This is a genomic window from Acidiphilium rubrum (assembly GCF_900156265.1).
Lineage (GTDB): Bacteria > Pseudomonadota > Alphaproteobacteria > Acetobacterales > Acetobacteraceae > Acidiphilium > Acidiphilium rubrum.
The window spans coordinates 111,230-136,827 of record NZ_FTNE01000009.1 but is presented as its reverse complement, the minus strand read 5'-3'; the positions used below and the strand labels follow the sequence as shown (position 1 = coordinate 136,827).

23 protein-coding genes and 1 tRNA gene are annotated in these 25,598 nt (G+C 65.6%); 10 read left to right on the top strand and 14 right to left on the bottom strand.

Annotated elements, in window-relative coordinates; all coding sequences use genetic code 11:
- The coding region (locus BW994_RS19185) for a transposase (RefSeq protein WP_175612104.1) at positions 1–158 on the top strand (158 nt) is incomplete at its 5' end.
- Between the two features lie 223 nt (positions 159–381).
- Here BW994_RS19185 and pimC read toward each other — a convergent pair.
- From pimC to BW994_RS08925, 9 genes are all read right to left on the bottom strand, one after another.
- A complete protein-coding gene (gene pimC / locus BW994_RS08960) occupies positions 382–1,593 on the bottom strand; it encodes a pimeloyl-CoA dehydrogenase large subunit (protein ID WP_029314221.1) in 1,212 nt (403 codons plus the stop codon).
- Between the two features lie 10 nt (positions 1,594–1,603).
- A complete protein-coding gene (locus BW994_RS08955) occupies positions 1,604–2,785 on the bottom strand; it encodes an acetyl-CoA C-acyltransferase (RefSeq protein WP_029314556.1) in 1,182 nt (393 codons plus the stop codon).
- On the bottom strand, positions 2,786–4,483 hold the full coding sequence (locus BW994_RS08950) for an AMP-binding protein (RefSeq protein ID WP_035228296.1): 1,698 nt from the start codon (positions 4,481–4,483) through the stop codon (positions 2,786–2,788). It lies immediately after the preceding gene.
- The gene (locus BW994_RS08945; RefSeq protein WP_029311128.1) at positions 4,480–6,579 is read right to left on the bottom strand and encodes a 3-hydroxyacyl-CoA dehydrogenase NAD-binding domain-containing protein; all 2,100 of its coding nucleotides are present in this window, start codon (positions 6,577–6,579) and stop codon (positions 4,480–4,482) included. Before BW994_RS08945 ends, BW994_RS08950 begins: the two co-directional genes overlap by 4 nt.
- Positions 6,580–6,708: 129 nt before the next feature.
- The gene (locus BW994_RS19610) at positions 6,709–6,876 is read right to left on the bottom strand and encodes a hypothetical protein (RefSeq protein ID WP_156038102.1); all 168 of its coding nucleotides are present in this window, start codon (positions 6,874–6,876) and stop codon (positions 6,709–6,711) included.
- Positions 6,873–7,583: a hypothetical protein gene (locus BW994_RS08940; protein WP_029311127.1), complete on the bottom strand. Its 711-nt coding sequence runs from the start codon at positions 7,581–7,583 to the stop codon at positions 6,873–6,875. The genes BW994_RS19610 and BW994_RS08940 overlap by 4 nt, the downstream gene beginning before the upstream one ends.
- Positions 7,584–7,593: 10 nt before the next feature.
- On the bottom strand, positions 7,594–8,562 hold the full coding sequence (locus BW994_RS08935) for an ABC transporter substrate-binding protein (RefSeq protein ID WP_245594066.1): 969 nt from the start codon (positions 8,560–8,562) through the stop codon (positions 7,594–7,596).
- 284 nt (positions 8,563–8,846) lie between these two features.
- Positions 8,847–10,214 carry a tetratricopeptide repeat protein gene (locus BW994_RS08930; RefSeq protein ID WP_029311125.1) on the bottom strand — a complete coding sequence of 456 codons (1,368 nt, stop codon included), beginning with the start codon at positions 10,212–10,214 and terminating at the stop codon, positions 8,847–8,849.
- Positions 10,211–12,085, bottom strand: a complete 1,875-nt coding sequence (locus BW994_RS08925) for a tetratricopeptide repeat-containing sulfotransferase family protein (protein ID WP_029311124.1) — start codon at positions 12,083–12,085, stop codon at positions 10,211–10,213. Before BW994_RS08925 ends, BW994_RS08930 begins: the two co-directional genes overlap by 4 nt.
- A 196-nt stretch (positions 12,086–12,281) precedes the next feature.
- On the opposite strand from BW994_RS08925, the gene mbfA reads away from it, so the two are divergent.
- From mbfA to yddG, 3 genes are all read left to right on the top strand, one after another.
- Complete coding sequence (mbfA, locus tag BW994_RS08920) at positions 12,282–13,238, top strand: iron exporter MbfA (RefSeq protein ID WP_029311123.1); 957 nt, start codon at positions 12,282–12,284, stop codon at positions 13,236–13,238.
- A 109-nt stretch (positions 13,239–13,347) separates the two neighbouring features.
- Positions 13,348–14,274, top strand: coding sequence for an NAD(P)H-dependent flavin oxidoreductase (locus BW994_RS08915; RefSeq protein ID WP_342667828.1), 927 nt, complete (start codon positions 13,348–13,350; stop codon positions 14,272–14,274).
- The gene (gene yddG, locus BW994_RS08910; RefSeq protein WP_076454482.1) at positions 14,271–15,191 is read left to right on the top strand and encodes an aromatic amino acid exporter YddG; all 921 of its coding nucleotides are present in this window, start codon (positions 14,271–14,273) and stop codon (positions 15,189–15,191) included. The genes BW994_RS08915 and yddG overlap by 4 nt, the downstream gene beginning before the upstream one ends.
- Here the strand turns inward: yddG and BW994_RS08905 are convergent.
- Both BW994_RS08905 and ygfZ read right to left on the bottom strand, forming a co-directional pair.
- Positions 15,109–15,774, bottom strand: a complete 666-nt coding sequence (locus BW994_RS08905; protein ID WP_029311120.1) for a glutathione S-transferase — start codon at positions 15,772–15,774, stop codon at positions 15,109–15,111. The genes yddG and BW994_RS08905 overlap by 83 nt on opposite strands.
- A complete protein-coding gene (gene ygfZ / locus BW994_RS08900) occupies positions 15,771–16,598 on the bottom strand; it encodes a CAF17-like 4Fe-4S cluster assembly/insertion protein YgfZ (protein ID WP_029311119.1) in 828 nt (275 codons plus the stop codon). The genes BW994_RS08905 and ygfZ overlap by 4 nt, the downstream gene beginning before the upstream one ends.
- Before the next feature lie 56 nt (positions 16,599–16,654).
- On the opposite strand from ygfZ, the gene BW994_RS08895 reads away from it, so the two are divergent.
- The 4 genes from BW994_RS08895 to BW994_RS08880 are packed head-to-tail and all read left to right on the top strand — an operon-like array spanning position 16,655 to position 21,640.
- A complete protein-coding gene (locus BW994_RS08895; RefSeq protein ID WP_029311118.1) occupies positions 16,655–17,551 on the top strand; it encodes a glycosyltransferase family 9 protein in 897 nt (298 codons plus the stop codon).
- Positions 17,548–18,567, top strand: coding sequence for a glycosyltransferase (locus BW994_RS08890; protein ID WP_029311117.1), 1,020 nt, complete (start codon positions 17,548–17,550; stop codon positions 18,565–18,567). Before BW994_RS08895 ends, BW994_RS08890 begins: the two co-directional genes overlap by 4 nt.
- Positions 18,567–20,309, top strand: coding sequence for an asparagine synthase (glutamine-hydrolyzing) (asnB, locus tag BW994_RS08885; protein ID WP_029311116.1), 1,743 nt, complete (start codon positions 18,567–18,569; stop codon positions 20,307–20,309). Before BW994_RS08890 ends, asnB begins: the two co-directional genes overlap by 1 nt.
- A gap of 2 nt (positions 20,310–20,311) precedes the next feature.
- On the top strand, positions 20,312–21,640 hold the full coding sequence (locus BW994_RS08880) for a dihydroorotase (RefSeq protein ID WP_029311115.1): 1,329 nt from the start codon (positions 20,312–20,314) through the stop codon (positions 21,638–21,640).
- 73 nt (positions 21,641–21,713) lie between these two features.
- Here the strand turns inward: BW994_RS08880 and BW994_RS08875 are convergent, their stop codons facing one another.
- The 3 genes from BW994_RS08875 to BW994_RS08865 form a co-directional block, all read right to left on the bottom strand.
- Positions 21,714–22,871: a pyridoxal phosphate-dependent aminotransferase gene (locus BW994_RS08875; RefSeq protein ID WP_029311114.1), complete on the bottom strand. Its 1,158-nt coding sequence runs from the start codon at positions 22,869–22,871 to the stop codon at positions 21,714–21,716.
- 7 nt (positions 22,872–22,878) lie between these two features.
- Complete coding sequence (locus tag BW994_RS08870; RefSeq protein WP_029311113.1) at positions 22,879–24,249, bottom strand: gamma-glutamyltransferase; 1,371 nt, start codon at positions 24,247–24,249, stop codon at positions 22,879–22,881.
- A gap of 86 nt (positions 24,250–24,335) precedes the next feature.
- A tRNA-Thr gene (locus BW994_RS08865) sits at positions 24,336–24,410 on the bottom strand.
- Between the two features lie 184 nt (positions 24,411–24,594).
- Between BW994_RS08865 and BW994_RS08860 the strand changes: the two genes are divergently transcribed.
- Both BW994_RS08860 and BW994_RS19605 read left to right on the top strand, forming a co-directional pair.
- Positions 24,595–24,867 carry a hypothetical protein gene (locus tag BW994_RS08860; protein ID WP_029311112.1) on the top strand — a complete coding sequence of 91 codons (273 nt, stop codon included), beginning with the start codon at positions 24,595–24,597 and terminating at the stop codon, positions 24,865–24,867.
- A gap of 465 nt (positions 24,868–25,332) precedes the next feature.
- Positions 25,333–25,590: a PEP-CTERM sorting domain-containing protein gene (locus BW994_RS19605; protein ID WP_162176786.1), complete on the top strand. Its 258-nt coding sequence runs from the start codon at positions 25,333–25,335 to the stop codon at positions 25,588–25,590.
- Positions 25,591–25,598 lie beyond the last annotated feature (8 nt).

Below are 25,598 nucleotides of genomic sequence, written 5' to 3'. Positions count from 1 at the left end.
GTGGTATCCAGTTCGATACCTTGCGGCTACGCCTGATCAAACTCGCCGTCCAGGTCGAGACATTGAAGAAATCAATTCGCCTGCATCTGCCGCGATCGATGCCGGATCAGGTCATTCTCCGCTACGCTCTGGCCAGACTGCCCAGGTTACTGGTCTGAGCCCAGGGGCGGTTGCCCCGACCGGTCCCGATCTCATCCAACTCCAGCGCCGACACATCGCCAAGCTCATCAAAACCAGCCCAGAGCGGCCGGTGAGTCGTCACGCGCCCACGACGTCAGGTTGCATAGCTAATTGTAGAAGAATTGAATGAAACGCCCTCATGAATAAATGCGGCTAGAGAGAGTTTTTTGGTTCTTTTTTGCAAAAAAGAACCCTGTTTACTTAAAATCCCAATATGGCTTTGGCGATAATATTCCGCTGGATCTCGTTAGACCCGCCATAAATCGAAATCTTGCGCCAGTTGAAATAGGTCGGTGCCGCATAGGCTGCGTCGTCCGGCCCGATCGGGGTGTTGTTGCCTTCGTCTTCGGCATCGGTCGAGCGTTGGTAGGGCATGGCGAGCGGGCCGACGACGTCCATCAGAAGCTCAGTCGTGGCCTGTTGAATTTCCGAACCCTTGATTTTCAGCACGGATGATTTCGGGTCCGGCGCGCCGTGCTTGCCGGATTTGCGGGCTTCGGCGAGCACGCGCAACTGGGTGATCTCGAGCGCCTTCAGGTCGATTTCGACATTGGCGATTTTTTCGCGGAACCATGGCGCGTCCATCAGGCTGCCGGCGCCGGCGCGCTCCTTGGCCGCGAGTTCGCGCACCCGGCGCAGGCGCTGTTTGGAGACGCCGACGCGGGCGATGCTGGTGCGTTCGTTGCCGAGCAGGAATTTGGCGTAGTCCCAGCCTTTGTTTTCCTCGCCGACCAGGTTTTCGAGCGGGACTTTCACCTCGTCGAACCAAACCTCGTTCACCTCGTGCCCGCCGTCGATCAACTGGATCGGGCGCACGGTGATGCCGGGCGTTTTCATGTCAACCAGGATGAAGGAGATGCCTTGCTGCTTCTTGGCGGCCTGGGTGTCGGTGCGGGCGAGCACGAAAATCCAATCGGCGTATTGAGCGAGCGTGGTCCAGGTTTTCTGGCCGTTGATGATGTAGTGATCACCCTCACGCCGCGCGGTGGTTTTGAGCCCGGCGAGGTCGGAGCCGGCGCCGGGTTCGGAGAAGCCCTGGCACCACCAGATGTCGAGACTTGCCGTGCCTGGCAGGAATTTTTTCTTTTGCTCGTCATTGCCGAAGGTGGCGATGACCGGCCCGACCATCGAGACGTTGAAGGCGAGCGGCTGCGGTGCGGGGGCGGATTGCAGTTCGTCGATCAGGATGAACTCCTGCACCGGGCTCCAATCCTGGCCGCCCCATGCCTTTGGCCAATGCGGCGTCGCCCACCCTTTGGCGTTAAGCTTGGCCTGCCAGTTGACGATGTCCTGCTTGCCAATCTCGCGGCCTTCGATCATGCGCTGCTGCACGTCGCGCGGCAGATTGTCGCGGATGAAGGCGCGGATTTCGTCGCGGAAGGCAATTTCATCGGCGGAAAAACTGAGTTCCATCGTAAATCTCCTAGTTGATTTCGAACAGGCCCGCGGCACCCTGGCCGCCACCGATGCACATGGTGACGACGGCGAATTTGGCACCGCGCCGCTTGCCTTCGATCAGGGCGTGGCCGGTCATGCGCGCACCGCTCATGCCATAGGGATGGCCGATCGAGATCGAGCCGCCATCGACGTTGAGTTTGGCGGGGTCGATGCCGAGCCGGTCGCGGCAGTAGATCACCTGGCTGGCGAAGGCTTCGTTGAGTTCCCACAGATCGATGTCATCGACGGTCAAGCCGTGGCGCTTCAACAAGCGCGGCACGGCGAATACCGGGCCGATGCCCATTTCGTCGGGTTCGCAGCCGGCGGCCACGAAGCCGCGGAAAATGCCCAGCGGCGTCAGGCCGCGCGAGGCGGCTTCGGTATCGGACATCATCACGCAGGCCGATGCGCCATCCGAGAGCTGGCTGGCATTCCCGGCGGTGATGAATTGATCCTCGCCGCGTACCGGCTTGAGTTTCGCCAGACCTTCCAGCGTGGTGTCGGGGCGGTTGCCCTCGTCCTGGCGCAAGGTGACCTCTTCATGCGAGATCGCTTTGGTTTCCTTGTTCTCGACCGCTTTGTTGGTGGTGATCGGCACGATCTCGGCATCGAACCGGCCAGCTTGCTGGCCGGCGGCGGTGCGGCGCTGGCTTTCGAGTGCGTAATCATCCTGCGCGGCGCGGCTGATGTTGTAACGCGCCGCGACGATGTCGGCGGTTTCGATCATCGGCATGTAGACCTGCGGCTTGTGTTCGAGCAGCCAGGGATCGAGGTTGCGGCCATTGTTGACCGGGTTGGTGGTCATGCTGATGCATTCGAGGCCGCCGGCCAGCGCGATCGGCGCGCCTTCGACCATGATTTCATGCGCGGCCAGCGCGATGGCCTGCAAGCCGGATGAGCAGAAACGGTTGACCGTCATGGCGGCGGCATCGGTCGAGACGCCGGCGCGCACGGCGGCGAGGCGGGCGACGTTGCCGCCGGTGGTGCCTTCAGGCGTTGCGCAGCCCATCACGACGTCTTCGATCTCACGCGGGTCGAGCTTTGCGCGCTCCATCGCGTGGCGCAGCGCGTGGGCACCGAGTGCGGGGCCGGTGGTGATGTTGAAGGCGCCGCGAAACGCCTTGCCGATCGGGGTGCGGGCGGTGGAGACAATGACGGCATCGACCATTTAGCGTTCCTGACTGACGGATTGTTGTTGATGATGGACCAGGGCCTCGGCGGCGAGTTCCTTGCGGGAGAATTTGCCGACCGATGTTTTCGGCAACGCATCGCGGATTTCGAGGGCGACCGGCATTTCGTGGCGACCGAGTTTGTCGGTGAGGAATTCGCGCAGTTCACCGATATCGAAGGCAGGTGCTGCCGGTTTCAGGGTGATGAACGCCTTGGCCGACTGGCCGCGATAATCGTCGGGAATGCCGACCACGATCACCTCGGCAACGCCGGGATGCTCGTAGATCGCCTGCTCGATCTGGGTGGGATAGACGTTGAACCCACCCGAAAGGATCATGTCCTTTTTGCGGTCGACCAGAAACACCATGCCGTCCTGATCGATCAGGCCGATATCGCCGGTCAGGAAATGACCATCGACGAAGGTTTTCGCGTTTTCCTCGGGATTTTGCCAATAGCCCTTGAACAGATTGGGCGATTTGATGCGGATTTCGCCGGTCTCGCCATAGGGCAGCACGCGCGTCGGATCATCAAGGGCGACGACATCGAGTTTTATGCGCGGCAACGGCATGCCGGCGGAGCCGTGCTTGAATATGCCATCGAGCAGATTGCCGGTGCCGGCCGAGGCGGTTTCGGTCATGCCCCAGCCGCCGCCCAGCCTCATGCCGGTGAGGCGCTCGAACCGCAGCCCGATCTCGACCGGCAGGGGTGCGCCGCCGGAGCCGACCAGTTTGAGCGAGGACAGGTCGCGCTTGTCCAGATCGGCGATATTGGCGAGGGCGATCCACATGGTCGGCACGCCGGGAAAATAGCTCGCCCGGTTGATTTCGATGTCGCGCAGCGTGGTTTCGGCATCGAATTTCAGGCGCAGCATCAGCGTGCTGCCGCGCGAGAGTTGCAGGAGCAACAGCACCACGAGGGCGTAGATGTGAAACAGCGGCAGCACGCAGATGGCGCGGAACCGCTCGCCGGGCGGAAACCGTCCCTGGCCATCGAAAAACGCGGCGTAGATGGCAACCGATGCCCGCAAGGTGGCGTGGGTGTGCATCGCCCCTTTCGGCAGGCCGGTGGTGCCGCCGGTGTATTGCAGCAGGGCGAGATCATCGGGATCGGTCAGCGGCAGATCGGCCTCGCTGTTGCGCCCGATGGCGCGCAGAGCATCGATCGTGATGATCCGTGCATCGTGCTGTGGAACCGGTGGGTGCGCCATGCCGGCGATCGGGCCGTATTGCGCATCGTCGGCCACGATCAGCCGATCGATATGCCCGGCATCGAGCAGTTTCAGGGCCATGGCGAGCATGGCGCCGAGATTGGTGCAGACCAGAACCCGCGCGCCGGAATCATGCAGTTTGTGGATCAGTTCGCGTTCGGCATCGAGCGGCGAGAGATGCACCACCACCAGCCCCGCGCTCAGCGCCCCGAAGAACCCGAACGGATGGGCGGGCGTGTTGGGCAAATACAAAGCGACACGGTCGCCCCGGCGCAGGCCGAGGGTGATCAGGCCCTTTGCAACATCGCTGATGGCACGGCCGAGATCAGTGAAACTGATCCGCGCGTCGCGGTATTCCAGCGCAATGTCCGCGCCGTATCGCGCAATCGTGCTGCCCAGCATTGCGGGGATGGTTTCGCGCGGCACCGCGATGTCCCACGGCAGGCCGGGCGGGTAGTTCCGCTCCCAGGGGAACGGCCGCTCGCTCACGCGGCGGCCGCTTTCGCGCCTTTGCCGAAATCGGCGAAACCCTTGCCCTCGGCGGCGAGTTGCGTGAGCAGGTCCGACGGCTGCAACCCAACATCACCGGTGGTATTTGCGTAATGCGCGAGGCGTTCGACGATGGTCGGCAGGCCGACCAGATCGGCATGGAAGCACGGCCCGCCGCGCCAGACCGGCCAGCCATAGCCGTAGACCCAGACCACATCGATGTCCGAAGGGCGGATCGCGATGCCTTCCTCGAGAATGCGGGCGGCTTCGTTGATCATCGGGTAGGTCATGCGCTCCAGGATTTCCTGGTCGCTGATCGCGCGCCTGGTGATGCCGAGGCGTGCCGCCGTCGCCTCGATCAATGCGGCGACTTCGGGGTCGGGCGTCGGTGTTCGGCTGCCGTTTTCATAGATGTAGTAGCCGCGGCCGGTCTTCTGGCCGAAGCGGCCCTGTTCGCAGAGCACATCGGAAATCGGTGCGGTGACGCCGCGATGTTTGCGAATCCGCCAGCCGACGTCGAGCCCCGCCAGATCACCCATCGCGAACGGACCCATCGGAAAGCCAAAGTTCAGCACCACGGCATCGACCTGTTGCGGCAACGCGCCTTCGAGCAGCAGGCGCTCGCATTCGGTGGTGCGGCGCGCCAGCATGCGGTTGCCGACGAAGCCATCGCAATTGCCGACCACCACCGGCACTTTGCCCATCGCCTTGCCGACCGCGATGGCGGTGGCGATCGATTGGTGCGAACTTGCCTCGCCGCGCACGATTTCCAGCAGTTTCATGACATTGGCGGGCGAAAAGAAATGCATGCCCAGCACATCGGAAGGTCGTTTGGTCGAATGCGCGATCGCATCGACATCGAGCGTCGAGGTGTTGGTCGCGATCACCGCACCGGATTTCGCCACGGCATCGAGCCGGCCGAAAATCTGTTTCTTGAGGTCCATTTCCTCGAATACCGCCTCGATCACCATGTCGGCCTCGGCGATGCGCGACCAGTCGGTGGTGCCGGCGAACAGGGCCATGCGCTGCGCTGTCGCACCCGCGGGCAGGGCGCCGCGCTTGACGGAAATATCGTAGGTGTCACGCACCCGGTCGAGCCCGCGTTGCAGGGCCGCTTCGTCGGTTTCGACCAGCGTGACCGGGATGCCGGCATTGGCGAAATTCATCGCGATCCCGCCGCCCATGGTGCCGGCGCCGATGACGGCGGCCGACTTCACCGGGGCCGGTTTCAGCCCCGGTTCCATGCCCGGGATTTTTTGCGCCTCGCGTTCGGCAAAGAAAATATGGCGTTGGGCGCGGGATTGGTCGCCCATCACCAGGTGCATGAACATGTCGCGCTCGGCGGCCAACCCCTGCTCGAACGGCAGGGTGAAGGCGTTGCGTACCGAATTCACGCAGGCGGCCGGCGCTTCGACGCCGCGCAGGCGTCGGGTCGCCTCGGCGGCGGCTTGCTCGAAGCCAGCGGGATCGGCCTGGGCCGGCGCGATCTTGTCCGCGCGGTCGCGTACCCGCACCGTCACTTTCGGATCGATCGTGTGGGCAAAATCGATTGCACCCTGCACCGGATCGGTCACGATCGCATCGATCAGCCCATCGGCCAACGCAGATTTGGCGCTGATCATTTTGCCGGAAACGATCGCGGCGACGGCTTTTTCCGGCCCGATCAGGCGTGGCAGGCGCTGGGTGCCGCCGGCACCGGGCAGCAGGCCGAGTTTGACCTCCGGCAGGCCCATCCGCGCGGTGTCGGTTGCCACCCGGTAATGGCAGCCCATCGCGAGTTCGAGCCCGCCGCCCAGCGTGGTGCCGAACAGGGCAGCGATGGTCGGTTTCGAGCATTGATCGAACCGCTCGATCACCTCGTGCAGGCCAGGATCGCGCGGCGGCTTGCCGAATTCGGTAATGTCCGCGCCGGCGGAAAACGTGCGGCCCTTGCACGCGAGAATGATGATTTTCGTGGCCGGATCGGCCTCGGCCCTGGTCAGCGCGTCGAGCAGTGCTGATCGCACCGCGTGGCCCAGCGCGTTCACCGGCGGGCTATCGATCGCGATGACGGCGATTCCATTGGTCATGTCGAGATCAACGACTGGCTGGCTCATGGTTCCTCGGTTCGTGCTTATTGGGGGGCACTATTGGTTAACCCTTTATCGCTTGCGGGCAGAGGTCATGCAAGGGGGGCGGTCCGGCAATCGGGCGAGGGGATGCGCTTGGGCCGCACAGCAGCGACCTCACCGTCGCGCGAGAAACCCGACGCCGATCAACAGCGCCAGCGGCACCAGCACCCCGGCATAGGATGCTTCGCCGCTGCCGATCACGCGATTGGCGAACAGGATGCTGCCGGCAACCCAGGCCAGGGTCGGGGCGTCGCCGATCAACGATCGGAACAGTTTTTTCATCGCTCCAGCCTTTGCAGAGTGCGGATCAGCACCAGGCCGCCGAGCGCGTAAAACGCCATCAACGCCGGTAACGCATAATCGCCGATCGGCCAGACATAGCCGAGCGAGGCCAGCATCCAGAACGTGCCGAAACCGAGCACCGCGCAGCCGACCATGTATTTGATGGTGTTTTCCGGCACGCGCGAGAGCGGCGCACGCAGCATCATGCCCGCGCCCATCACCGCGACCAGCGCCGCCACGGCCGATACCGCCGCAACTTCGGTCTGCCCGGTCTGGACCCCGAGGGCGACCACGATCAGCCAGACCTCCAGCCCCTCCATCAGCACGCCCTGAAACGCCACCAGCATCGCTCCCTGGGTTTCGGCCAGAGCCTGACTGCCGGACAGTGCTGCGAACGCCGCATCCTCATCGCGCAGGCGCCGCAATCCGGCGGCGCGCGCGATCGCCTTGGCAAGCCAGCGCATGCCGAACAACGTCAGGAACACACCGATCACGAACTGGATGATCCGCAAATTGCCGATCGCGCTGACCGCATGCGCGCCGAACAGCGTGAGCAGCCCCAGAATCGCCAAGGCCGCACCACCCGCAGCGATCGCGCGCGGCCACCCGATCGCCAGCGCAACCGCCAGCACGATGGTGAACGCCTCGACCCACTCGACCCCGGCGGTGAAAAAACTTGCGAGGATCACCGGTAGATCGGACGTCATCGCCGCTGCCTCACGTGCTCGCACCGACAATGGTTTTGGAAAACCACGCGATGATCGCCGATCGATCGCGCGCCGACTGCGCCGGATCGACCATGACCGGCGTCAGCGATGCGGCACTCGGCATTGCTGACGCGGGCGCTACATCGCTCACCACCGGCCAGAATGCGCCATCATCGCCACCCTGGCGCATTTCGATACGCAGCGCGGCCGGCGAATTGACATAGGCGATGAACCGCTGCGCCGCGGCACGCTCCGGCGCCGGTAGATGTCGCGCCATCACGATCACGCTCGCCAACACCGCAGCCGGTTTCGGCACCACCACGCGCAAGGATGGATCGATCGTGCTCGCCCGCAACGCGGCCGAGGACCGCATGATCGCGATCTGGATGGCACCGCTGCGCAGGGCCGCCAAAGTCGTCGCCGTATCGCCGTAAATATGCAGCCCGGCCTGCTTCAAGCTTAGAAAATATCCCTGCGCCGCCGGCCAGCCACCCGCCGCCTGCACCATCGCCGTAACCGGCGAAACGCCTTGGTCGGACGTCGCCGGATCATTCATGCCGATCAGCCCGCGATAGGCCGGCGCCGTCAGATCCGCCCAGGTCGCAGGCGGGGCGAACGGCGCCGCCTTCGGCATCACCAAGACTCCACCCAGGCCCAACCCGGTCGCGACATAAGACCCATCGGCAGGCACCGACGCCGCCCCCATCGCCGTCAGTCCGGACGGTGCGGCCAGCCCATGCGCCAGCAAACCACGCCGATCGAGCAAAACCGCGGCACTCGCCCCGTAAAACCACGCCACCGACCACCGCGGATGATCGCCCTCCGCCCTGATCCGCGCGAACAACCCATGCGCCGGCGGACGCCGCACCCGCACCGCAATCCCGGTCTGCCGGCTGAACGCCACCCCCACCGCCGACGCAAAATCGAGCCGCGAATACACCGTCAACCCCGCCGCGACGGCCGGATACGGCAGGAACAAACCCAGCGCGATCGACGCTGGGAGGATGCGTTGGGTGAGGCGGGGTGATGAGAGGAAGAAGGCCGAGGGGCTTTGCCCCCTGGACCCCCACCAAAGGCAGAGCCTTTGGAATCCATTAGTTTTAGGGGGAGGGAGGGCGGCTGCCTGACCCTGAAGCGGCGTAGTCTGGACGCCCTCTCTCCCCCTAAAACTAGCGGGTTCTAAGGGCTGAGCCCTTAGCGGGGTCCAGGGGCAGAGCCCCTGGCCTTCCTTTTTCCCATGACCCCACCCCATCCAACGCGTCCTCACAACGCGGCCGCGATGCGTTCGATCACGCCGGACCAGTCGTAGGGGCGTTGCTGGCGGTACAGGCGTAGCGAGGGGTACCACGGCGAATCGTCGCGGTTGAGCAGCCAGCGCCAATCGGGGGCGTAGGGCAGGATGATCGCGGTGGGCACGCCGGAGGCACCGGCGAGGTGTGCGACCGAGGTATCGATGGTGACGAGGTGATCGAGGCTTTGCAGGATGGCGAGCGTGTCGGTGAAATCGTTGATGCTGGGGCCGAGGTTGATCAGCGGTGCGGTGCCGAAATAGTTGCCGACCTGGGCGATCTGGTCGCCTTTCTGCACCGTGACGATTGCGAGGTCGGGGCGGGCGAACAGCGGGGCGAATTGTTCGAGTCTGACCGTGCGTTTGCGGTCGTTCTTGTGGGTCGGTCGGCCGGCCCAGACCAGGCCGATGCGTTTTTTGCCGGTCGGGGTCAGCGCGTCGATACGTTGTTTCCAGGCGGTGATTTTGGCGGGGTCGGGGTGCAGGTAGGGGATGGGGGTCGGGATGTTGTCGATTGTGGTGCCGGCGAGGCGCGGCAGGCCGGAGAGGGGGATATAGGCATCGAAGTCGCCGGTGGTTTCCCAGCGGGTAACGATGCGGCCGAGGCCGGGGATCTGGCGCATGATCGGCACCAGATCGCCGCTGCAGGCGAGCACGGGTTTGGGCGCGCGGTCGGCGGCCCAGGGGATGTAGCGGCCGAACTGGATGCAATCGCCGAAGCCCTGATCGGCGACGATGAGGAGTTTGCCGTCGGGCAGGGCGCCGCCGTCCCATTGCGGTTTGTCGGTCTTGGGCAGCATGCCCTCGGCCTGTTTGAGTTTGAAGCGCCACTCGTAGCTGTCCCAGCCTTCGGTGAGGCGGCCGCCGAGCAGCAGGACTTCGGCGCGCTCGAAATGGGCTTCGGGGAAATCGGGGTCGAGTTCGATTGCGCGATCGGCGGCGGCGAGGGCGTCGTCGAGCTCGCGGCGTTCGTAGCGGATCAGGGCGTGGTTGAAATGCGCACTTTTGTCCTCGGGTGCGAGCTCGACGGCGCGGAGCGCCATGCGCAGCGCATCGTCGAGCCGGCCGGCGCCGCGGTAGATTTCGCACATGTTGCGTGGATAGACCGCGACGGTGGGCGAGAGTTCGAGCGATTTTTCCATCCGCTCGATCGCGAGCGGCACTTTGCCGCGCCGGTAGGCGACGATGCCGGACAGATGCAGCACGTGCGGGTGTTCGGGTGCCGCGCGCAGCACGCGTTCGGCGAGGGCTTCGGCATCTTCGAGCTTGCCGTCGCGCTCATAGGCGCTGATTTCGTTCAGAACCTCGCCAAGCGTTACCTTGACGCCGGCGGTGCCGCTCATGGCGGGGTCTCCTGCGGTTGGGCGTAGCCGAGGCGTTTGATCCATGGCGTGAGGATCGGCAGGGCTTCGTCGAACACCGCGCCGAAGCTGCGATGCCGGTACAGGCTGCGCCGGTGCGGCGGCAGTTGCACGAGCCGATGGCCTGGTGCGCGGGGTATCGCGCGTGGTGGCGTGTCCAGCAGGGCGTGCACGTCGGCGGCGATGCCGATGAAGTCGAGCACCAGGCGCAGCGTGCCGGCAGGGTCGCGCACGAGGTCTTCGTAGCGGATCGGCAGGTAGCGCAGGGTGGTCTGGCCGCGCACCAGGGCGATCGCGTTCATCTGGGCGTCGAACAGCGTGGCCATGCCCGCCAGCGTGACGCCGGCGTTGCCCTCGTAGAGCTTGTCCTGCGCGAAGCCCGACAGAGCGATGTCGAGCGGATGGCGGAGCACGTGGATGACCGGCGCGGTCGGAAACAGCGTGGCGGCGAAACCGAGCAGCCAGGGCAGATCCGGGTGACGATCGGTGACGAAGCGGCTTTCGGCAGTGCTGACGCCGGAGGCGCGGAGTATGGCGAGGTAGCGGTTGGCAAGCATCGGCAGGATGTCGCGCTGGTCGCCGGCGGTGGTGGCGATCAGGGCATCCGGGAAGGATTCCGCGCTTCCGCCGAGGCCGCTGACCAGCGCGGGCAGCAGATGCGCGAGGTCGGGCAGTGGCGCGCGCGTGTCGGCCGGATCGATGCCGTGGCATTGGCTGAGCAATTGTTCGAGCAGACCCGTGCCCGAGCGCGGCGCGCCGAGCAGAAAGATCGGCGTTGCGCCGCCGGGGATCTGGCCGGGGCGGGGCAGGCCGGACAGGCGATCGGCTAGAAAGGTCGATCGGACGGTCGCGAGCCGGGCCGCGATCGGGGCCGGGTCGAACCGGCGGTTGGCGCGCTCGCGCTGAAAGGCGCGGCCCGATTGATAGGCGTTCCAGGCCTCGTCGAACCGCCCGAGCCGTTCGAGCGCCATGCCCTTGGCGGCGAATTCGGTGGCGACCAGCGATTGCGGCGCGATGGCGGCGGCGGTGGCTTCGATTTTGGCGAGTGCTGCATCCGGATCGTCACGGTGCAGGCGGACCAGGGCGCTCAGCACCGCGATCATGCGATCGGCCGGGGCGAGCGTGGTGGCTTCGGCGAGCAGGGCTTCGGCCTGATCAAGCCGGAAGCGGCCGGCCTCGACCTGGGCGTAGCCGGCGAGACCGCGCGGATTGTCGCGCTTGATCGTGAGCGTGGCATCGTAGGTCGCGGCGGCTTCATCGAGCCGCCCTTGCTGGCGGAGGTTCCAGGCGAGGTTGCCGAGCAGGGCGGCATCGCGCTGTTCGGCGTAGCCCAGCGCGAGGCGGTAATGGCGTTCGCCGGCGGTCAGGCGGTTGGTTTCGGTGAAGATGATACCAAGCATGTGGTGGATGGTGGCGTCGCGCGGCAGCAGGGCGACGGCGCGGCGGGCCGGGATTTCGGCTTCGGCGTGGCGGCTCTGGTTGATCAATATCTGCGCGTGCTGGACATGCGCGGCCGCGACATCCGGCGGGATCGAGGCGATGCGCGCGATCAGCGCCTCGGCGGCGGCGATGCGGCCCTCGGCACGGCGCAGTTCGAACAGGAGGCGCAGTGCTTCGCGGTGATGCGGCGCGAGATCGAGGATTTGCAGGACGTGGCGCTCGGCCTCGCGATTGCGGTTGGCGGTGCGGGCGGTGCGGGCCTGCTCGATCAAGGTGTCGAACGCGGCGTGATTGACCGGGTCGGGCAGGGCCGTGGCTTGGAGCTTACAGCAGCGCAGCGCCCGCAGGCCTGAGCCGCAGGTGCACAGGGTCGGATCGAAACCCGGGCGAAGCGAGGTTGCGGATGCGCTCATACCCGGATCATGCAGGGTTTGGCGTGGGGTGCAAGGGTGGTTCCGGCAGTGCGAACGATGGCGCGGCACGATTGCAGACGCGTGGCGTTGCCTGAATGATGCGGCGTCTGCGAGCCGTTCGCAACTGCAGTTGCGAATAAATATCAAGTAAAACCAAATCCTTGACCAATCGAAACCAGCGCGCCATTTTGCTGCTATGCGCAATTTTTCGGAACTGTCGGAACGTGAAATCCTGGCCCTGGCGATCGGGGCGGAGGAAGAGGATGGTCGGATCTACGCCGATATCGCGGAGGGTCTGCACGCGGATTTCCCGGCTTCGGCCAAGGTGTTTTTCGAGATGGCGGCCGAGGAGAGCGATCATCGGCGGCGGCTGATCGATCTGTTCCAGGAAAAATTCGGCGATCATATTCCGTTGATCCGGCGCCAGGACGTCAAGGGATTTCTGCATCGCAAGACCGTCTGGCAAATGCCCAAGCCCAGCATCAAGGATGTGCGCAAGCTGGCGGAAAGCATGGAATCCGAGACGGCGAATTTCTATCGCCTGGCGGCGAGCCGGACGTCGGACGTGACGATCCGCAAGCTGCTCGGCGACCTTGCGGAGGCGGAACAGACCCATGAGCATATCGCCGATAAACTGACCGAGGAAAACGTACCCGAACCGGTACGCCAGACCGAGGATAAATCCGCCGAGCGGAATTTCGTGCTGCGCTATGTGCAGCCGGGCCTGGCCGGGTTGATGGATGGCTCGGTCTCGACGCTGGCGCCGGTATTCGCCGCGGCGTTCGCGACCCATAAGCCGCATGAGGCGTTCATTGTCGGCATCGCGGCCTCGTTGGGTGCCGGAATTTCGATGGCGTTTGCCGAGGCCTTGTCCGATGACGGCAGCCTGACCGGCCGCGGCTCGCCGATTTTGCGGGGTGCGATCACCGGCGGCATGACGACTATTGGTGGTCTGGGCCATACCCTGCCGTTCCTGATCCCGAATTTCTGGACCGCGATGGCGGTCGCGTTCGGGGTGGTGGTGGTGGAACTGGGCGTGATTTCCTGGATCAGGGCGCGCTATATGGAGGCACCACCGTTGCAGGCGGCATTGCAGGTTGCACTGGGCGGGGCGATCGTGTTCGGGGTCGGCGTCGCGCTCGGGACGAGTTGAGAGACGGCGTGTAGGATGTTCGCGACCAATTGACGCATAGGGTAACGCCCGGCACAAACGCTGGATGAACCATAAATCAGGGTCGATAGCGGCACGGCTACGCAAAAACATGGCGGTCCCGGTGATCGGATCGCCGCTGTTCATTCTCTCGAATCCGAAACTGGTGATCGCGCAATGTTGCGCCGGCATCGTCGGCTCGTTTCCCGCGCTGAACGCCCGGCCGGAAGCCAAGCTCGACGAGTGGCTGGCCGAAATCACCGACGCGTTGGCGGCTTGGGATGCGGCGCATCCCGAGCGCCCGTCCGCCCCGTTCGCGGTAAATCAGATCGTGCACCGGTCGAACGCGCGGTTGGAACATGATCTTGAACTTTGCGTGAAATACCGTGTTCCGTTGGTGATCACCTCGCTCGGCGCGCGGCCTGAGGTGAATGCGGCGGTGCATTCCTACGGCGGCGTGGTGCTGCACGATATCATCAACAACCGCTTCGCCCATAAAGCGATCGAGAAGGGGGCGGATGGGCTGATCGCCGTGGCGGCGGGCGCAGGTGGCCACGCCGGCGTGATTTCGCCGTTCGCGCTGGTGCAGGAAATCCGCGCCTGGTTCGATGGACCGCTGGCGCTCTCGGGTGCGATCGCGACCGGCCGCGCCGTGCTGGCCGCGGAAGCCATGGGGGCCGATTTCGGCTATATCGGCTCGGCGTTCATCGCGACCGAGGAAGCCAACGCATCGGCGGCCTATAAGCAGGCGATCGTCGAAAGCGGGGCGGATGATATCGTCTACACCAATCTGTTCACCGGGGTGCATGGCAACTACCTGAGGCCGAGCATCATCGCGGCCGGGCTCGACCCGGATGATTTGCCGCAGAGTGATGCCTCGGCGATGAATTTCCACGAGGGTGCCAAGGCCAAGGCGTGGAAGGATATCTGGGGTTCGGGCCAGGGGATCGGCGCGGTCGATGCGGTGGTGCCGGCGGCGGCGCTGGTGGCGCGACTGGTCGCGGACTATCGCGCGGCGAAGGCGGCGCTCTGCGCGTGAAACTGCGCGCCACCGCGAGCGGCGGTGGTGCCATTTTGCTCTGGTCCACCCTTGCGGCATTGACCGCGGCAACGGGCGGCATTCCGCCATTCGAGACCCTGGCGCTCAGTTTTTTCGTGGCGTTTCTGGCAGGCATCGCGATGCTGGCGCTGCGCGGCAGGCTGCGGCGGTTGCGCCAGGCGCCGCTGGCCTGGGCGATCGGCGTCGCCGGACTGTTCGCCTATCATGCGCTGTATTTCAGCGCGCTCGATCACGCGCCGCCGGCGCAGGCCGGGCTGATCGCCTATTTATGGCCGTTGCTGATCGTGTTGTTCGCGGCCCTGTTGCCCGGTGGCGTGCTGCGGGCGCGCCACGTGCTCGGCGCCCTGATGGGACTGGCCGGCACGGTGGTGATCCTGCTCGGAGCGCAGGGTCTGAGCGGGCATGGCTCCGCCCTCGGCTATGGCTGCGCCCTGGCGGCCGCTTTCGTCTGGGCGCTGTATTCGGTTGCGAATCGGCGGATCAGCGCGGTGCCGAGCGATCTGATCGCCGGGGTTTGCGGCGTGGTCGCGGCACTCGCGCTGGTGGTGCACGGCATGACCGAACCGACCGTGATGCCAACCGCCGGACAGGCGCTCGCCCTGCTGGCGCTGGGGCTCGGACCGGTCGGGCTTGCTTTCTTCCTGTGGGACTTCGCCACCAAACAGGGCGATCTCGCCCTGCTGGGAACCCTGTCCTACGCGGCGCCGCTGCTGTCGACCGGTTTGCTGATCGCACTCGGGCGCGCACCGATGAGCGGGTCTATCATCGCCGCCGCGGCCCTGATCGTCGGCGGGGCCGGGGTGTCTGCCGGCCTTACGCGTAAGGGTAAGGCCCACCCTTCGCCAACGCCCGCTGATACGCCGGGCGGGCGTGGGCCGCAGCGAGGAACGCATTGATCCGCGGGAAATTGCCGCGCAGCGCGCCGCGCGCGTTGGCCGCCTCGGCCGGAAAACTCATCATGATGTCCGCACCGGTCAGCTCCGGCCCGGCAAACCAGGTGGAATTGGCCAGACTGTCCTCCCAGAAGCGGATGTGCGTGGCGATATTGGGGTCGAGATAGCTCTCGCCGACCTTGTTGCCGATCATGCGGAGCAATGGCTTCGCGATGAACGGGGCCTGGTTCGGCATTTCGGTGAAAATCAGCTTCATCACCAGAAACGGCATCGCGGAGCCTTCGGCATAGTGGAGCCAGTAGGTGTAGCGCCGCCGATCGTCCGATCCGGCGGGCGGGATCAGCCGGCCCTCGCCATATTTTTCGATGATGTATTCGATGATCGCGCCGGTTTCCGCCACAATGGTATCGCCATCGGTGATCACCGGCGATTTGCCGAGCGGATGCACGGATTTGAGGCTCGGCGGCGCCAGCATGGTCTTCGGGTTCCGCTTGTAGAGTTTCACCTCGTATTCGAGGCCGAGTTCTTCGAGCAGCCAGAGAATCCGCTGCGAGCGCGACGCTTCGAGGTGGTGGACGATGATCATGCTTGGGCCTTTTCAGACGGGGCGGGCAGGGATAACCAATGTGGTAGGTTGGGTGTTATCGTAAGGTCGCCGATCTGCAAATGCTGGTCCAGCGCATCGAGGCGCAGCATTGCCAGCCCTTGCTGCCCCTGCGCGATGCACAGATCGCCCACATTGCGCTCGCCGCTGGTGATGCTGCCGGATGTCGGCAGGTCGGTGCTTGCCGTGATCGGGATCAGCCGGCGTTTCACCAAGCCGCGATAGCGCGTGCGGGCGGTGAGTTCCTGGCCCATGTAGCAGCCCTTCTCCCAGTCGATGCCGTGCAGTTCGCCGAAGCCGGCCTCCATCGGCAAAGTCTTGTCGGGTTCGAGATCGCCGTGGTCCGGCAGGCCGAGGGCGAGGCGATGGGCCCGGTAGGCCGATGGCTCGGCGCTGTCCGCCCTTGGCGCCGGCGCCAGAATCCGGTGGCCCGCTTCGGCAAGCCGCGGATCGGGTGCGGTGATGCCCGCGCTTTCCGGCGGTGGACCGTTCCACGCGGCATGGACCGCGTAATCGGCCGAGCGATCGGTCAAGACCACCTTGCTGCGCAGCTTGAAGCGCGACAGGCGGGTAATGATGTCGGCGATCGCATCGCGCGGCGCATCGAGCAGCAGGCTCGACTCGGTTGCAAAGACGAAAAATTCGGCGCGGTAGCGGCCCTGTGGTGTCAGCAACGCGGTCCAGACACAGGTGCCGGGGTGCGCCCTCGACACGTCGTTCGTGACCAGGCCTTGCAGAAACGCAACCCGGTCCGGGCCGCTGAGATCGATCACGCCGCGATCGGGCAGATATGCAACGATTGTCATGCAGCGGATGTGGCCCCTTGGCCGGGATGCGACAAGCCGTGCTAGAGCAGCGCGGCATGCGGATTTTGTTCATCACATCGTCGCGGCTGGGTGATGCCGTGATTTCCTCGGGCGTGATCGAGCGGATCCGCCTCGCGCATCCGGCGGCACAGTTGACGGTTGCGTGCGGCGCGGCAGCGGCGGGGGTGTTCGCGCGGCTGCCGGGGCTGGAACGGTTGATCGTGTTCGAGAAACAGCGCCTCGATGGGCATTGGCTCTCACTCTGGTCGCGCGTCGTGCGCGACCGCTGGTACATCGTGGTCGATTTCCGGGGCTCGGCGCTGGCATACGGGCTGTGGGCCGGGCAGCGGGTGATCGTGCGCGGCGGCCGCCGCCCCGGCCGGCGCTATGCCCAGATCGGCGCAGCCTGCGGGTTCGAACCGCCGCCACTGCCGGTGGTTTGGACCGCGCCGGCGGACCGCACGCGCGCGGAGATGCTCATCCCGCCCGGCGCGCCCGTGCTGGCTCTGGGGCCGACGGCGAATTGGGCGGGCAAGATCTGGCCGGCCGAGCATTTCATCGCACTCGCCCGGCGGCTCGATTTTGCCCGGATCGCGGTGTTCGGCGGGCCGGGACCAGCCGAGCGCGCGGCGGTGGCACCGGTCCTGGCCGGGCTGCCCGGCGCGATCGATCTGGTTGGCGCGGTCTCGGTGGCCGAAGCGGCGGCTTGCCTTGCGCGCTGCGCGCTGTTCATCGGCAATGATTCCGGCCTGATGCATCTGGCTGCCGCGGCGCATGTGCCGACGCTGGGGTTGTTCGGCCGGTCCCGCGCGTCGGAATACGCGCCGGCCGGGGTACAGGCGGCGTTCGTCGCCGCACCGGGCATCGAGGGCGAGGCGGCGATGGAGCATCTGGCGGTCGATGCGGTGCACAAGGCGGTGGCCGCGCTGATGGGCGAACCGGTGCCCGCATGAGGATCGGTCAATTGATGGCCGGCGCGGCGCAGGGTGGTGCGGAGCTGTTTTTCGAGCGCCTGACCATTGGCCTCCACGAGGCAGGCGAGGCGGTTCTGCCGGTGATCCGGCCGGAGCCCGCAAGGGTCGCGCGGTTGCGGGCGGCAGGGCTCGGACCTCTCGGATTGCGCTACGGCGGTCCACTCGATCTGCTGACCCGGCCGCGCGCCGCCAGGGCCCTGCGCGCCTTCGGTGCCGAGGTCGCCGTGGCGTGGATGAGCCGGGCGGCGTTTCACGCTCCGCGTGGCAGTTGGACGCTGATCGGTCGTCTGGGCGGGTATTATCCGCTGAAATATTTCCGCCGCTGCGATCATCTGGTCGGCAACACACGCGACATCGTGCGCTGGATCGTGGCGCAGGGGTGGCCCGCCGATCGCGTTGCCTATCTGCCGAATTTCGTTGGTGATTTCGCAAGCATCGCACCAGCGTCGCGCGCCGTGCTGGGCGTGCCGGATGACGCACCGCTGGTGCTGGCGCTTGGAAGGCTGCACGCGGTCAAAGGGTTCGACATCCTGATCCGGGCGATGGAAACTGTGCCGGGTGCGCATCTGGTGATCGCCGGTGAAGGGCCCGAACGACCGGCGTTGGAGGCGCTGATCGCATCATGCCGCCTCGGAGCGCGCGTGCATCTCGCGGGATGGCGCACCGATGTCGGGCCGTTGCTACGCAGCGCGCAACTGTTCGTGTCGTCCTCGCGCCATGAACCGCTCGGCAACATGGTGCTGGAGGCGTTTTCCGCCGGCGTGCCGGTGGTCGCGGCGGCGGCCGAAGGGCCGCGCGAGCTGATCACGGATGGCGTTGATGGCGTGCTGGTGCCGATCGATGATCCGGCAGGTTTGAGCCGGGCGATCGCGCGCGTGCTGGCGGAGGGCGGCCAGGCGATGGCGGCGGCCGGCCGCGCGCGCTACGCGGGCGAGTTCGCCGAGCCGGTGGTGGTCGCGGCGTGGCGCGACTATCTGGCGCGGGTGGCGCGCTGATGTGCGGCATCGCCGGCATCGCGTTCAAGCCGGGCGCGCGGCTTGCAGCGGATCGGCTGGCCACGCTCGTGGCGGCCCTGGCGCATCGCGGGCCGGATGGTTCAGGCCAACATGTCAGCGCGCGCGCTGCCTTGGTGCAGACGCGCCTTGCGATTATCGATCTGGCGACCGGCGATCAACCTTTGTTCGGCGCGGGGGCCGCACTGATCGGCAATGGCGAGATCTACAACAATCCCGAACTGCGCCGGGACCTCGCGAGTTGCGCGTTTCGAACCGGCAGCGATTGCGAGCCGCCGCTCTACCTCGCCCGCGCCGCGGCCGATTTCATGGGGCAACTGCGCGGCATGTACGCGATCGCCATCGATGATGCTGAGGAAAGCGTGGTGAAGCTGCTGCGCGATCCGTTCGGCATCAAGCCGCTTTATCTCGCGCCCGGTCCGCTGGGTGTGGCGTTTGCCTCCGAACCACAGGCGCTGATCGCGGCCGGGCTCGCGGCACGGTCGGTCGATGCCGCAAAACTGCATGAATTGATCCAGCTTCAATTCACCACCGGCGCCACCACCGCGTTCACCGGCATCGAACGCGTTGCCCCCGGTGCGATGCTGACGCTGCGCGATGGTGCCGTGATCGCGCGCGCCGATCACGACCCGATCGAACCCGGCACGGCACCGCAGGGGGAAGACGCGGCGCTCGCAGCGCTTGATCGCGTCATGGCGGAAACCGTGGAACTTCATCAGCGGAGCGACGTTCCTTACGGATTGTTCCTGTCCGGCGGGATCGACAGCGCTGCCATTCTCGCGCTGATGGCGCGGCTTGACACCGGGCGGGTGCAGGCGTTCACCGCCGGTTTTGATCACGGCAGCGTCGCCGACGAGCGGGATGCCGCCGCGGCCAGCGCGGGTGCGGTTGGCGCGCGCCATGAGCGGATCGAGATCACCGAGGCGATGATGTGGCGGCATCTGCCGGAAATCATCAGCGCGATGGATGATCCGGTGGCGGATTATGCGATCATCCCGACCTGGTTTCTGGCGCGACACGCGCGCGGTTCGGTGAAAGTCGTGCTGTCGGGCGAGGGCGGTGATGAAATTTTTGCCGGCTACGGCCGATATCGCGCCGCCGCCCGGGCTTGGCCGTTCGCGCGGCGGATGCGCCGGCACGGCGCGTTCGACGGGCTCGATGTGCTGCGCGATGCCGGCACGGCGTGGCGCAGCGGCATCGATCGGGCGCATGACCACGCCGCCGGCAGCGCTCTGGCGCGCGCGCAGCGCGAGGATATCGCGGAATGGCTGCCGAACGATTTGCTGATCAAGCTCGACCGCTGCCTGATGGCGCATGGCGTCGAGGGGCGCACACCGTTTCTCGATCGTGAGGTGGCGCGCTTTGCCTTCGCCCTGCCGGATGGTTTGCGCGCGCAGCGCGGCTTTGGGAAGTTCCTGCTGCGCCGCTGGCTGGAGCGGTATTTGCCGCAGGCACGGCCGTTCGCGCGCAAACAGGGGTTCGACGTGCCGGTGGCCGGATGGATCGCGGGGCAGGGGGCGCGGCTTGGCGCGCTGGTGGCGCGGTCCCCGATGGTCGGGCAATTGACCCAACCGGGCCGTGTGATCGATCTGTTCGCGCGCGCGGCCGACCCACGGGCCGGTGTTGCCTGCTGGCGGTTGCTGTTCCTCGCGTTATGGTATCGTCGGCACGGCCTCGGCCTGCCGTGCGATGGCAATGTGTTTGATGTGTTGGCGGAGCGTTGATGATGGGCGAGGCTTTTGATCTGATCATCGAAGGCGGCATTGCGATGCTGCCCTGGGGCGAGGCGGAGGCGCGGATCGGTGTGCGCGAGGGGCGCATTGTGACCCTGGCCGCGACCGGCGATGCGGCGCGGATCATTAGCGCGCGCGGCCTGCATGTGCTGCCCGGGCTGATCGACCCGCATGTGCATTTCCGCGATTCCGGCGCGGCTGAACTGCCCAGCGTCGAAACGCTGGAAACCGGCACGCGCGGCGCGGTGCTCGGCGGCATCACCGCGATTTTCGACATGCCGAACACCGCAACCCCGGCGATCGATATCGCGAGCCTCGCGGCCAAGCGGGAGTCGGTGTCGGGACGCGCGTGGTGCGACGTTGGGTTTTACGTCGGCGCGACCAAGCAGAATGTCGATCAGCTTGCGGCGCTGGAAACGGAGCCGGGTGTCTGCGCCATCAAGGTGTTCGCCGGGTCTTCGACCGGTAATTTGCTGGTGGAGGACGATGCCTCGATCGAGCGCGTGATGCGGGCGGGGCGGCGACGGATTGCATTTCATTCCGAGGATGAGTTCCGCCTGCAGGAGCGCCGGGGCGCGTTCGCCATGGGCGATGATTACGCCAATCATGCGGTGTGGCGCGATCCGGAATGTGCCGCGCTGGGCACCAGGCGGATCATGGCACTGGCGCGCCGCACCGGCCGGCCCGCGCATATATTACATGTATCGACCGCCGAGGAATTCGCCTATCTGCGCGGCTTTCGCGATGTCGCGAGCGTCGAGGTGTTGGTCAATCATCTGACGCAATCCGCCCCCGAGGCTTACGAGCGCTTGGGCGCCTATGCGGTGATGAACCCGCCGATCCGCGATCGGCACCATGTCGAGGCGGCGTGGCGGGCGGTGGCTGATGGTCTGGTCGATACCATCGGCTCGGATCATGCGCCGCATCCGGCCGCGGCAAAGGCGCGACCATGGCCGGATACCGCGGCGGGGCTGACCGGGGTGCAGACGATGGTGCCGGTGATGCTGGATCAGGTGCATCGCGGCCGGTTGTCACTGGCGCGGCTGGTCGATCTGATGGCGGCGGGACCGGCGCGGATTTACGGGGCGGTCGGCAAGGGGCGGATTGCGGCTGGATACGATGCCGATTTCACCCTGGTTGACCTGAAGCAGAGCCGCGTGATCGAGACGGATTGGCTCGCAAGCCCGTGCGGCTGGTCGCCGTTCGCCGGCGAGCGGGTCACTGGCTGGCCGATGATGACGGTGATCGGCGGTGCGGTGGTGATGCAGGACGATCAGCTGATCGGCAGCCCGAGCGGTCGAATGGTAAGGTTCCGAAGCTGAGGAAGACCTAAAACAACCAAGAGTTTTTTGCTTCTTTTTCGCAAAAAAGAAGGCCTTCCTTAACTTGTTTACGCTAATTATCGACGAGACGATGAATAGCCTCGACAATATCAGCCTCAGCCGCACAATAGGAGAATCGCACGAAATCACCCCCGCGCGCAGGATCGAAATCGTGGCCCGGCGTTGCGGCGATGTGCTGATCATGCAGCAGGGATCGGCAAAAATCCGCACTGTCCTGCAGGGTGCCGCTGATATCGGCGTAGAGGTAGAACGCACCATCGGCGGGTGAGAGGCGATCGAACCCGGCGCGCGGCAAGGCGTCGAGCAACAGAGCGCGCGAGCGCGTGTAGCCGGCGTGGCGCGATTGCAGCTCGGCGTGGCAGTCGAAGGCGGCGAAGGCGGCGGTCTGCGAAATATGTGGCGCGCAGATAAAGAAGTTCTGTGCCAGGCATTCGACCGGACGGATCAGATCATCGGGCACAACCATCCAGCCGACCCGCCAGCCGGTCATCGAGAAATATTTGGAGAAGGAATTGATGATGATGGCGGAGGGGCTGAACGATGCGGCGGTGACGGCGGCTTTGCCATAGGTGAGGCCGTGGTAGATTTCATCACTGATCAGCCGGATGCCGTTGGCGTGGCAGTAGCGTGCGAGGGATGCGAGATCATCGGGTGACAGCATCGACCCGGTCGGGTTGGCGGGCGAGGCGATCAGCAGCCCGTCGGGCGGTGGGTCCATCGTTTCGAGCATCGCGACTGTGGGTTGAAACCCGGTTTCGGCCGTGGCGGGCAGCAGCACGGGCTGGATGCCGAGCGCCGTCATGATGTTGAGATAGGGCGGGTAGCACGGCGTCGCGAGGGCGATGCGGTCGCCCGCTTCGAACGCGGCAAGGAAAGCGAGCGGAAATCCCGCCGAGGCGCCGGAGGTGACGGCGATGCGTCCGGCAGGCAAAGCCAGATCGTACCAATCGGCGTAATGCGCCGCGATGCGTGCGCGCAGATCGGCACGGCCGAGCGCTTCGGTATAGCCCATCGGTTCGGTGGTCTGCATGGCGGCGGTGACCGCGGCACGCACGCCGGCAGGCGCGCCTTGACCGGGCTGGCCGACTTCCATGCGGATGACGCGGCGATCCGCGGCGGCCGGCGTGGCGGCGATCGCGTTGGCCGCGGCGATCACGTCCATTACCAGAAACGGCGGCACCAGCGCGCCGGAGCCGGTTTTCAGCGCCATCGGCTGGTTATTTCGACCCGATGGCGAGGCCGAAGCCGCGTGGATCGGCGGCGGCGGCGCAGGTTTTCGGTCCACCCGGCAGCAACCCCGCGCAGGCGATCACATTGGCGCGGCCAGGCGCCGGAACTTGCTGGGGCATCGGTACCGCGCTGCGCACGGCATTGGCGAGCCCCGTGGCGACGGCCATCGCGGCGCCCTGCTGGCCTGAACCGGTTGCGATGGCGCGGAAGTCACCACCGCGCGTGGCGAGCCCCACGGTCAGCAGCGGTGGCGTGATATGGGCCGGTGTCGCCGCCAGCAGAATCCCCGTGCCGGGTGCGACGCGGCCGGTGCCGAACAGATTGTTCATGGTGGTGGCGCAGCCGACCGCGCCACCCCGATCATCGAGCGTGGCGAAGCTGGCCGAGGCCGGCAGGGCGGTCAGCGCCGCGCCGTGCCGCGCGGCTTGGGCGGCGGCGAGCGCGCGCTGCCCGGCAAGGTCGAGCGCCTGGGGGTTTTGCGCCAGCGCTTCGATCCCGGCAGCCGCGCCGATGCCGCCGGCATTGGGTGTGAACGCAAGATGATAGCCGAACCGATTAACGGTGATCGGGCTGGCATAGGCGGGTCTGACGGCGCGCAGATCTTGCATGGTCAGCCCCGCGCCCGCCTGGTTGGCGGCGGTGATGAAGGCTGTGGCAGACGCCCCCTGGGTCAGGCCGAGCACGCCGCTCGACTGCAACTGGGTGAGCGTGGCCGCCAGATCGGGCTGGCGCATGATCATGCCCGGCTGGAGCACCTGGCCGGTGGGGGATGCAAAAATCGTGCGCGCCGCAGAGTCGGCCAGCAGGGCGTTGCCGACCACCGCCAGATCGGCGGCAAACGTACGCGAGACGGCGACACCGCCGCCCGCCATCGCCTCGGCCGGAGCCAGATCGGTCGCAAGCGCCAACCGCCCGAACCTTGCCTGCATGGCGATCAAGCCGCGCGCCATCTGCGGAACCGCGGCCGGGCGGCTGGCGCCACCGCTCGATTCGGGGGCGGCGGCGGGCGGAAAGAGCAGAGCGGTCGGGATGCCGTTGCCGCCGTCCGACGCGGGCAGATCGATCAGGCAGGCCGCACCGCCGCCGAGCCCGGCGCGCGAGGGCAGGGCGACCGCAAGCGCAAAACCGGCGGCGGTCGCGGCATCCGCTGCGTTACCGCCGGCATTGAGAATCTGGCGCGCGGCGAGTGCTGCCTGCGGCACCGGAGCGACGGTGAAACCGACCACCGGTTTCATCGGCGCGGGTTCGCCGAGCTTGGACTGATCGCGGCCGAAAACGCCTTGGGTGACGCCGCAGCCGGTGAGCAGCAAACTGAGGGCGAGGGGGGCCGCGCGACGCAAAGTGACCAAAGTTGCCATTCCTCAATGATGATGTCGGACCGAGCCGCAAGGCCATAACCGCGTTCGCAGGGAGGGGCAACCTTGTCATGTGCAAAGGGGGGGGCTGGTGCTGTCAGAGGGAATTGAACCCTCGACCTCCTCATTACCAATGAGGTGCTCTACCCCTGAGCTATGACAGCGTCGCGAGCGATGCGCCGATCGGCCGGCGTCGCCGCGCGGGTATATCCAAAGGGGTGAGCCGACGCAAGCAGGACCGCCGGCGGCTGGAATGATGCGGCACGATGAACCGCCGATTGCCAAGTCTTCATTGTTGCGCGCGCATTTTCGCTTGCTGAACCGATCTTTTGAGACCAGAGTCATTGCATGAAAACGACAAACGGACCGATCATCGACATGACGCCTTCGGGGCATTTTGCGCAGGAGCCGATCACGGGACCAACGCTCGGGGTCATTTTGGCGCGGGTTCTCGTTTTTACGATCGCGCTTGGGTTTGCGGCTCTGGCATTTTGGCTCGCCGTGTTCACCGTACCGATCCTGATTGTGATCGGGCTGGTTGGTTATGGATATTTTCGCTTCAAGATGGCCCGCGGCGGTTTCACCTTCGGCCACACGATGATGCGCAACGGGCATCGTTGACGTTAGTGTGGCCCAAGCGATCGATGGCCACGGCGATTTGAGGGTTTGTTTGTTGTAAAAAATAGCTATTTCTATTTTTTTGAGTCTATCTGGATTTTTTATACGATAACGTCATACTTTTCAATTTCAGGATGTGGCGTCCGTATCGTTTTATTTCAAATCGTTCTTCCAAGACCACATGCCTATTGTAAATCGGAACGATTTTCACTAACAGTATTGAAGGTATAACATTTCAGTAAGATAAATTTCATGTGGGTCGTTCGTTGCCTCCAGGCTTGTCGTGCAGTCGCCGCCGCGCACCCCGTGGCAGTCGGTGTGCCGGCCGCTGTCACAACCATTGGAGCTGCCGCGGCACTTGGTGTGATGTTTTCATCGCCGCCGCCAAAACCACAACTGCCGTGTGGCTGCCACCAAGTGTGGGTCGCACCGACCTTGCCGATGACCCCCGAAACCTATGCGAAAGTTATGAACGCGGCCGGTACCGCTGCTCTCGCGGGAATCCCGCTCGCCGATGCACCTGGCGGTGGTATCTACGTACCGCCCTCGAATTTGGTCCCGGCTGGGTTTGTCACACCCAGCCCGCAGCAGCCGCCGTTGCCGACCGGACCGGTACCGGGACCGGTACCCAAAAAACCCGTCCCCGTGCCGGAACCGGCAAGCGCCGCCCTGCTCGTCGCGGCACTTGCGGCGCTTGCGGCAATCCGGATGAAACGTACGCGCTGACATACAGC

Coding starts and splice junctions, on each gene's coding strand:
- BW994_RS08930 (WP_029311125.1), bottom strand. CDS start 10,214: ATGAGCGGCACCGCCGGCGTCAAGGTAACGCTTGGCGAGGTTCTGAAC.
- BW994_RS08925 (WP_029311124.1), bottom strand. CDS start 12,085: ATGAGCGCATCCGCAACCTCGCTTCGCCCGGGTTTCGATCCGACCCTG.
- BW994_RS08915 (WP_342667828.1), top strand. CDS start 13,348: ATGGCGGTCCCGGTGATCGGATCGCCGCTGTTCATTCTCTCGAATCCG.
- BW994_RS19610 (WP_156038102.1), bottom strand. CDS start 6,876: ATGAAAAAACTGTTCCGATCGTTGATCGGCGACGCCCCGACCCTGGCC.
- BW994_RS08895 (WP_029311118.1), top strand. CDS start 16,655: ATGCGGATTTTGTTCATCACATCGTCGCGGCTGGGTGATGCCGTGATT.
- BW994_RS08870 (WP_029311113.1), bottom strand. CDS start 24,249: ATGGCAACTTTGGTCACTTTGCGTCGCGCGGCCCCCCTCGCCCTCAGT.
- ygfZ (WP_029311119.1), bottom strand. CDS start 16,598: ATGACAATCGTTGCATATCTGCCCGATCGCGGCGTGATCGATCTCAGC.
- BW994_RS08905 (WP_029311120.1), bottom strand. CDS start 15,774: ATGATCATCGTCCACCACCTCGAAGCGTCGCGCTCGCAGCGGATTCTC.
- BW994_RS08940 (WP_029311127.1), bottom strand. CDS start 7,583: ATGACGTCCGATCTACCGGTGATCCTCGCAAGTTTTTTCACCGCCGGG.
- BW994_RS08875 (WP_029311114.1), bottom strand. CDS start 22,871: ATGGCGCTGAAAACCGGCTCCGGCGCGCTGGTGCCGCCGTTTCTGGTA.
- mbfA (WP_029311123.1), top strand. CDS start 12,282: ATGCGCAATTTTTCGGAACTGTCGGAACGTGAAATCCTGGCCCTGGCG.
- BW994_RS08860 (WP_029311112.1), top strand. CDS start 24,595: ATGAAAACGACAAACGGACCGATCATCGACATGACGCCTTCGGGGCAT.
- BW994_RS08955 (WP_029314556.1), bottom strand. CDS start 2,785: ATGGTCGATGCCGTCATTGTCTCCACCGCCCGCACCCCGATCGGCAAG.
- BW994_RS08945 (WP_029311128.1), bottom strand. CDS start 6,579: ATGAGCCAGCCAGTCGTTGATCTCGACATGACCAATGGAATCGCCGTC.
- pimC (WP_029314221.1), bottom strand. CDS start 1,593: ATGGAACTCAGTTTTTCCGCCGATGAAATTGCCTTCCGCGACGAAATC.
- BW994_RS08890 (WP_029311117.1), top strand. CDS start 17,548: ATGAGGATCGGTCAATTGATGGCCGGCGCGGCGCAGGGTGGTGCGGAG.
- asnB (WP_029311116.1), top strand. CDS start 18,567: ATGTGCGGCATCGCCGGCATCGCGTTCAAGCCGGGCGCGCGGCTTGCA.
- BW994_RS19605 (WP_162176786.1), top strand. CDS start 25,333: ATGAACGCGGCCGGTACCGCTGCTCTCGCGGGAATCCCGCTCGCCGAT.
- BW994_RS08880 (WP_029311115.1), top strand. CDS start 20,312: ATGGGCGAGGCTTTTGATCTGATCATCGAAGGCGGCATTGCGATGCTG.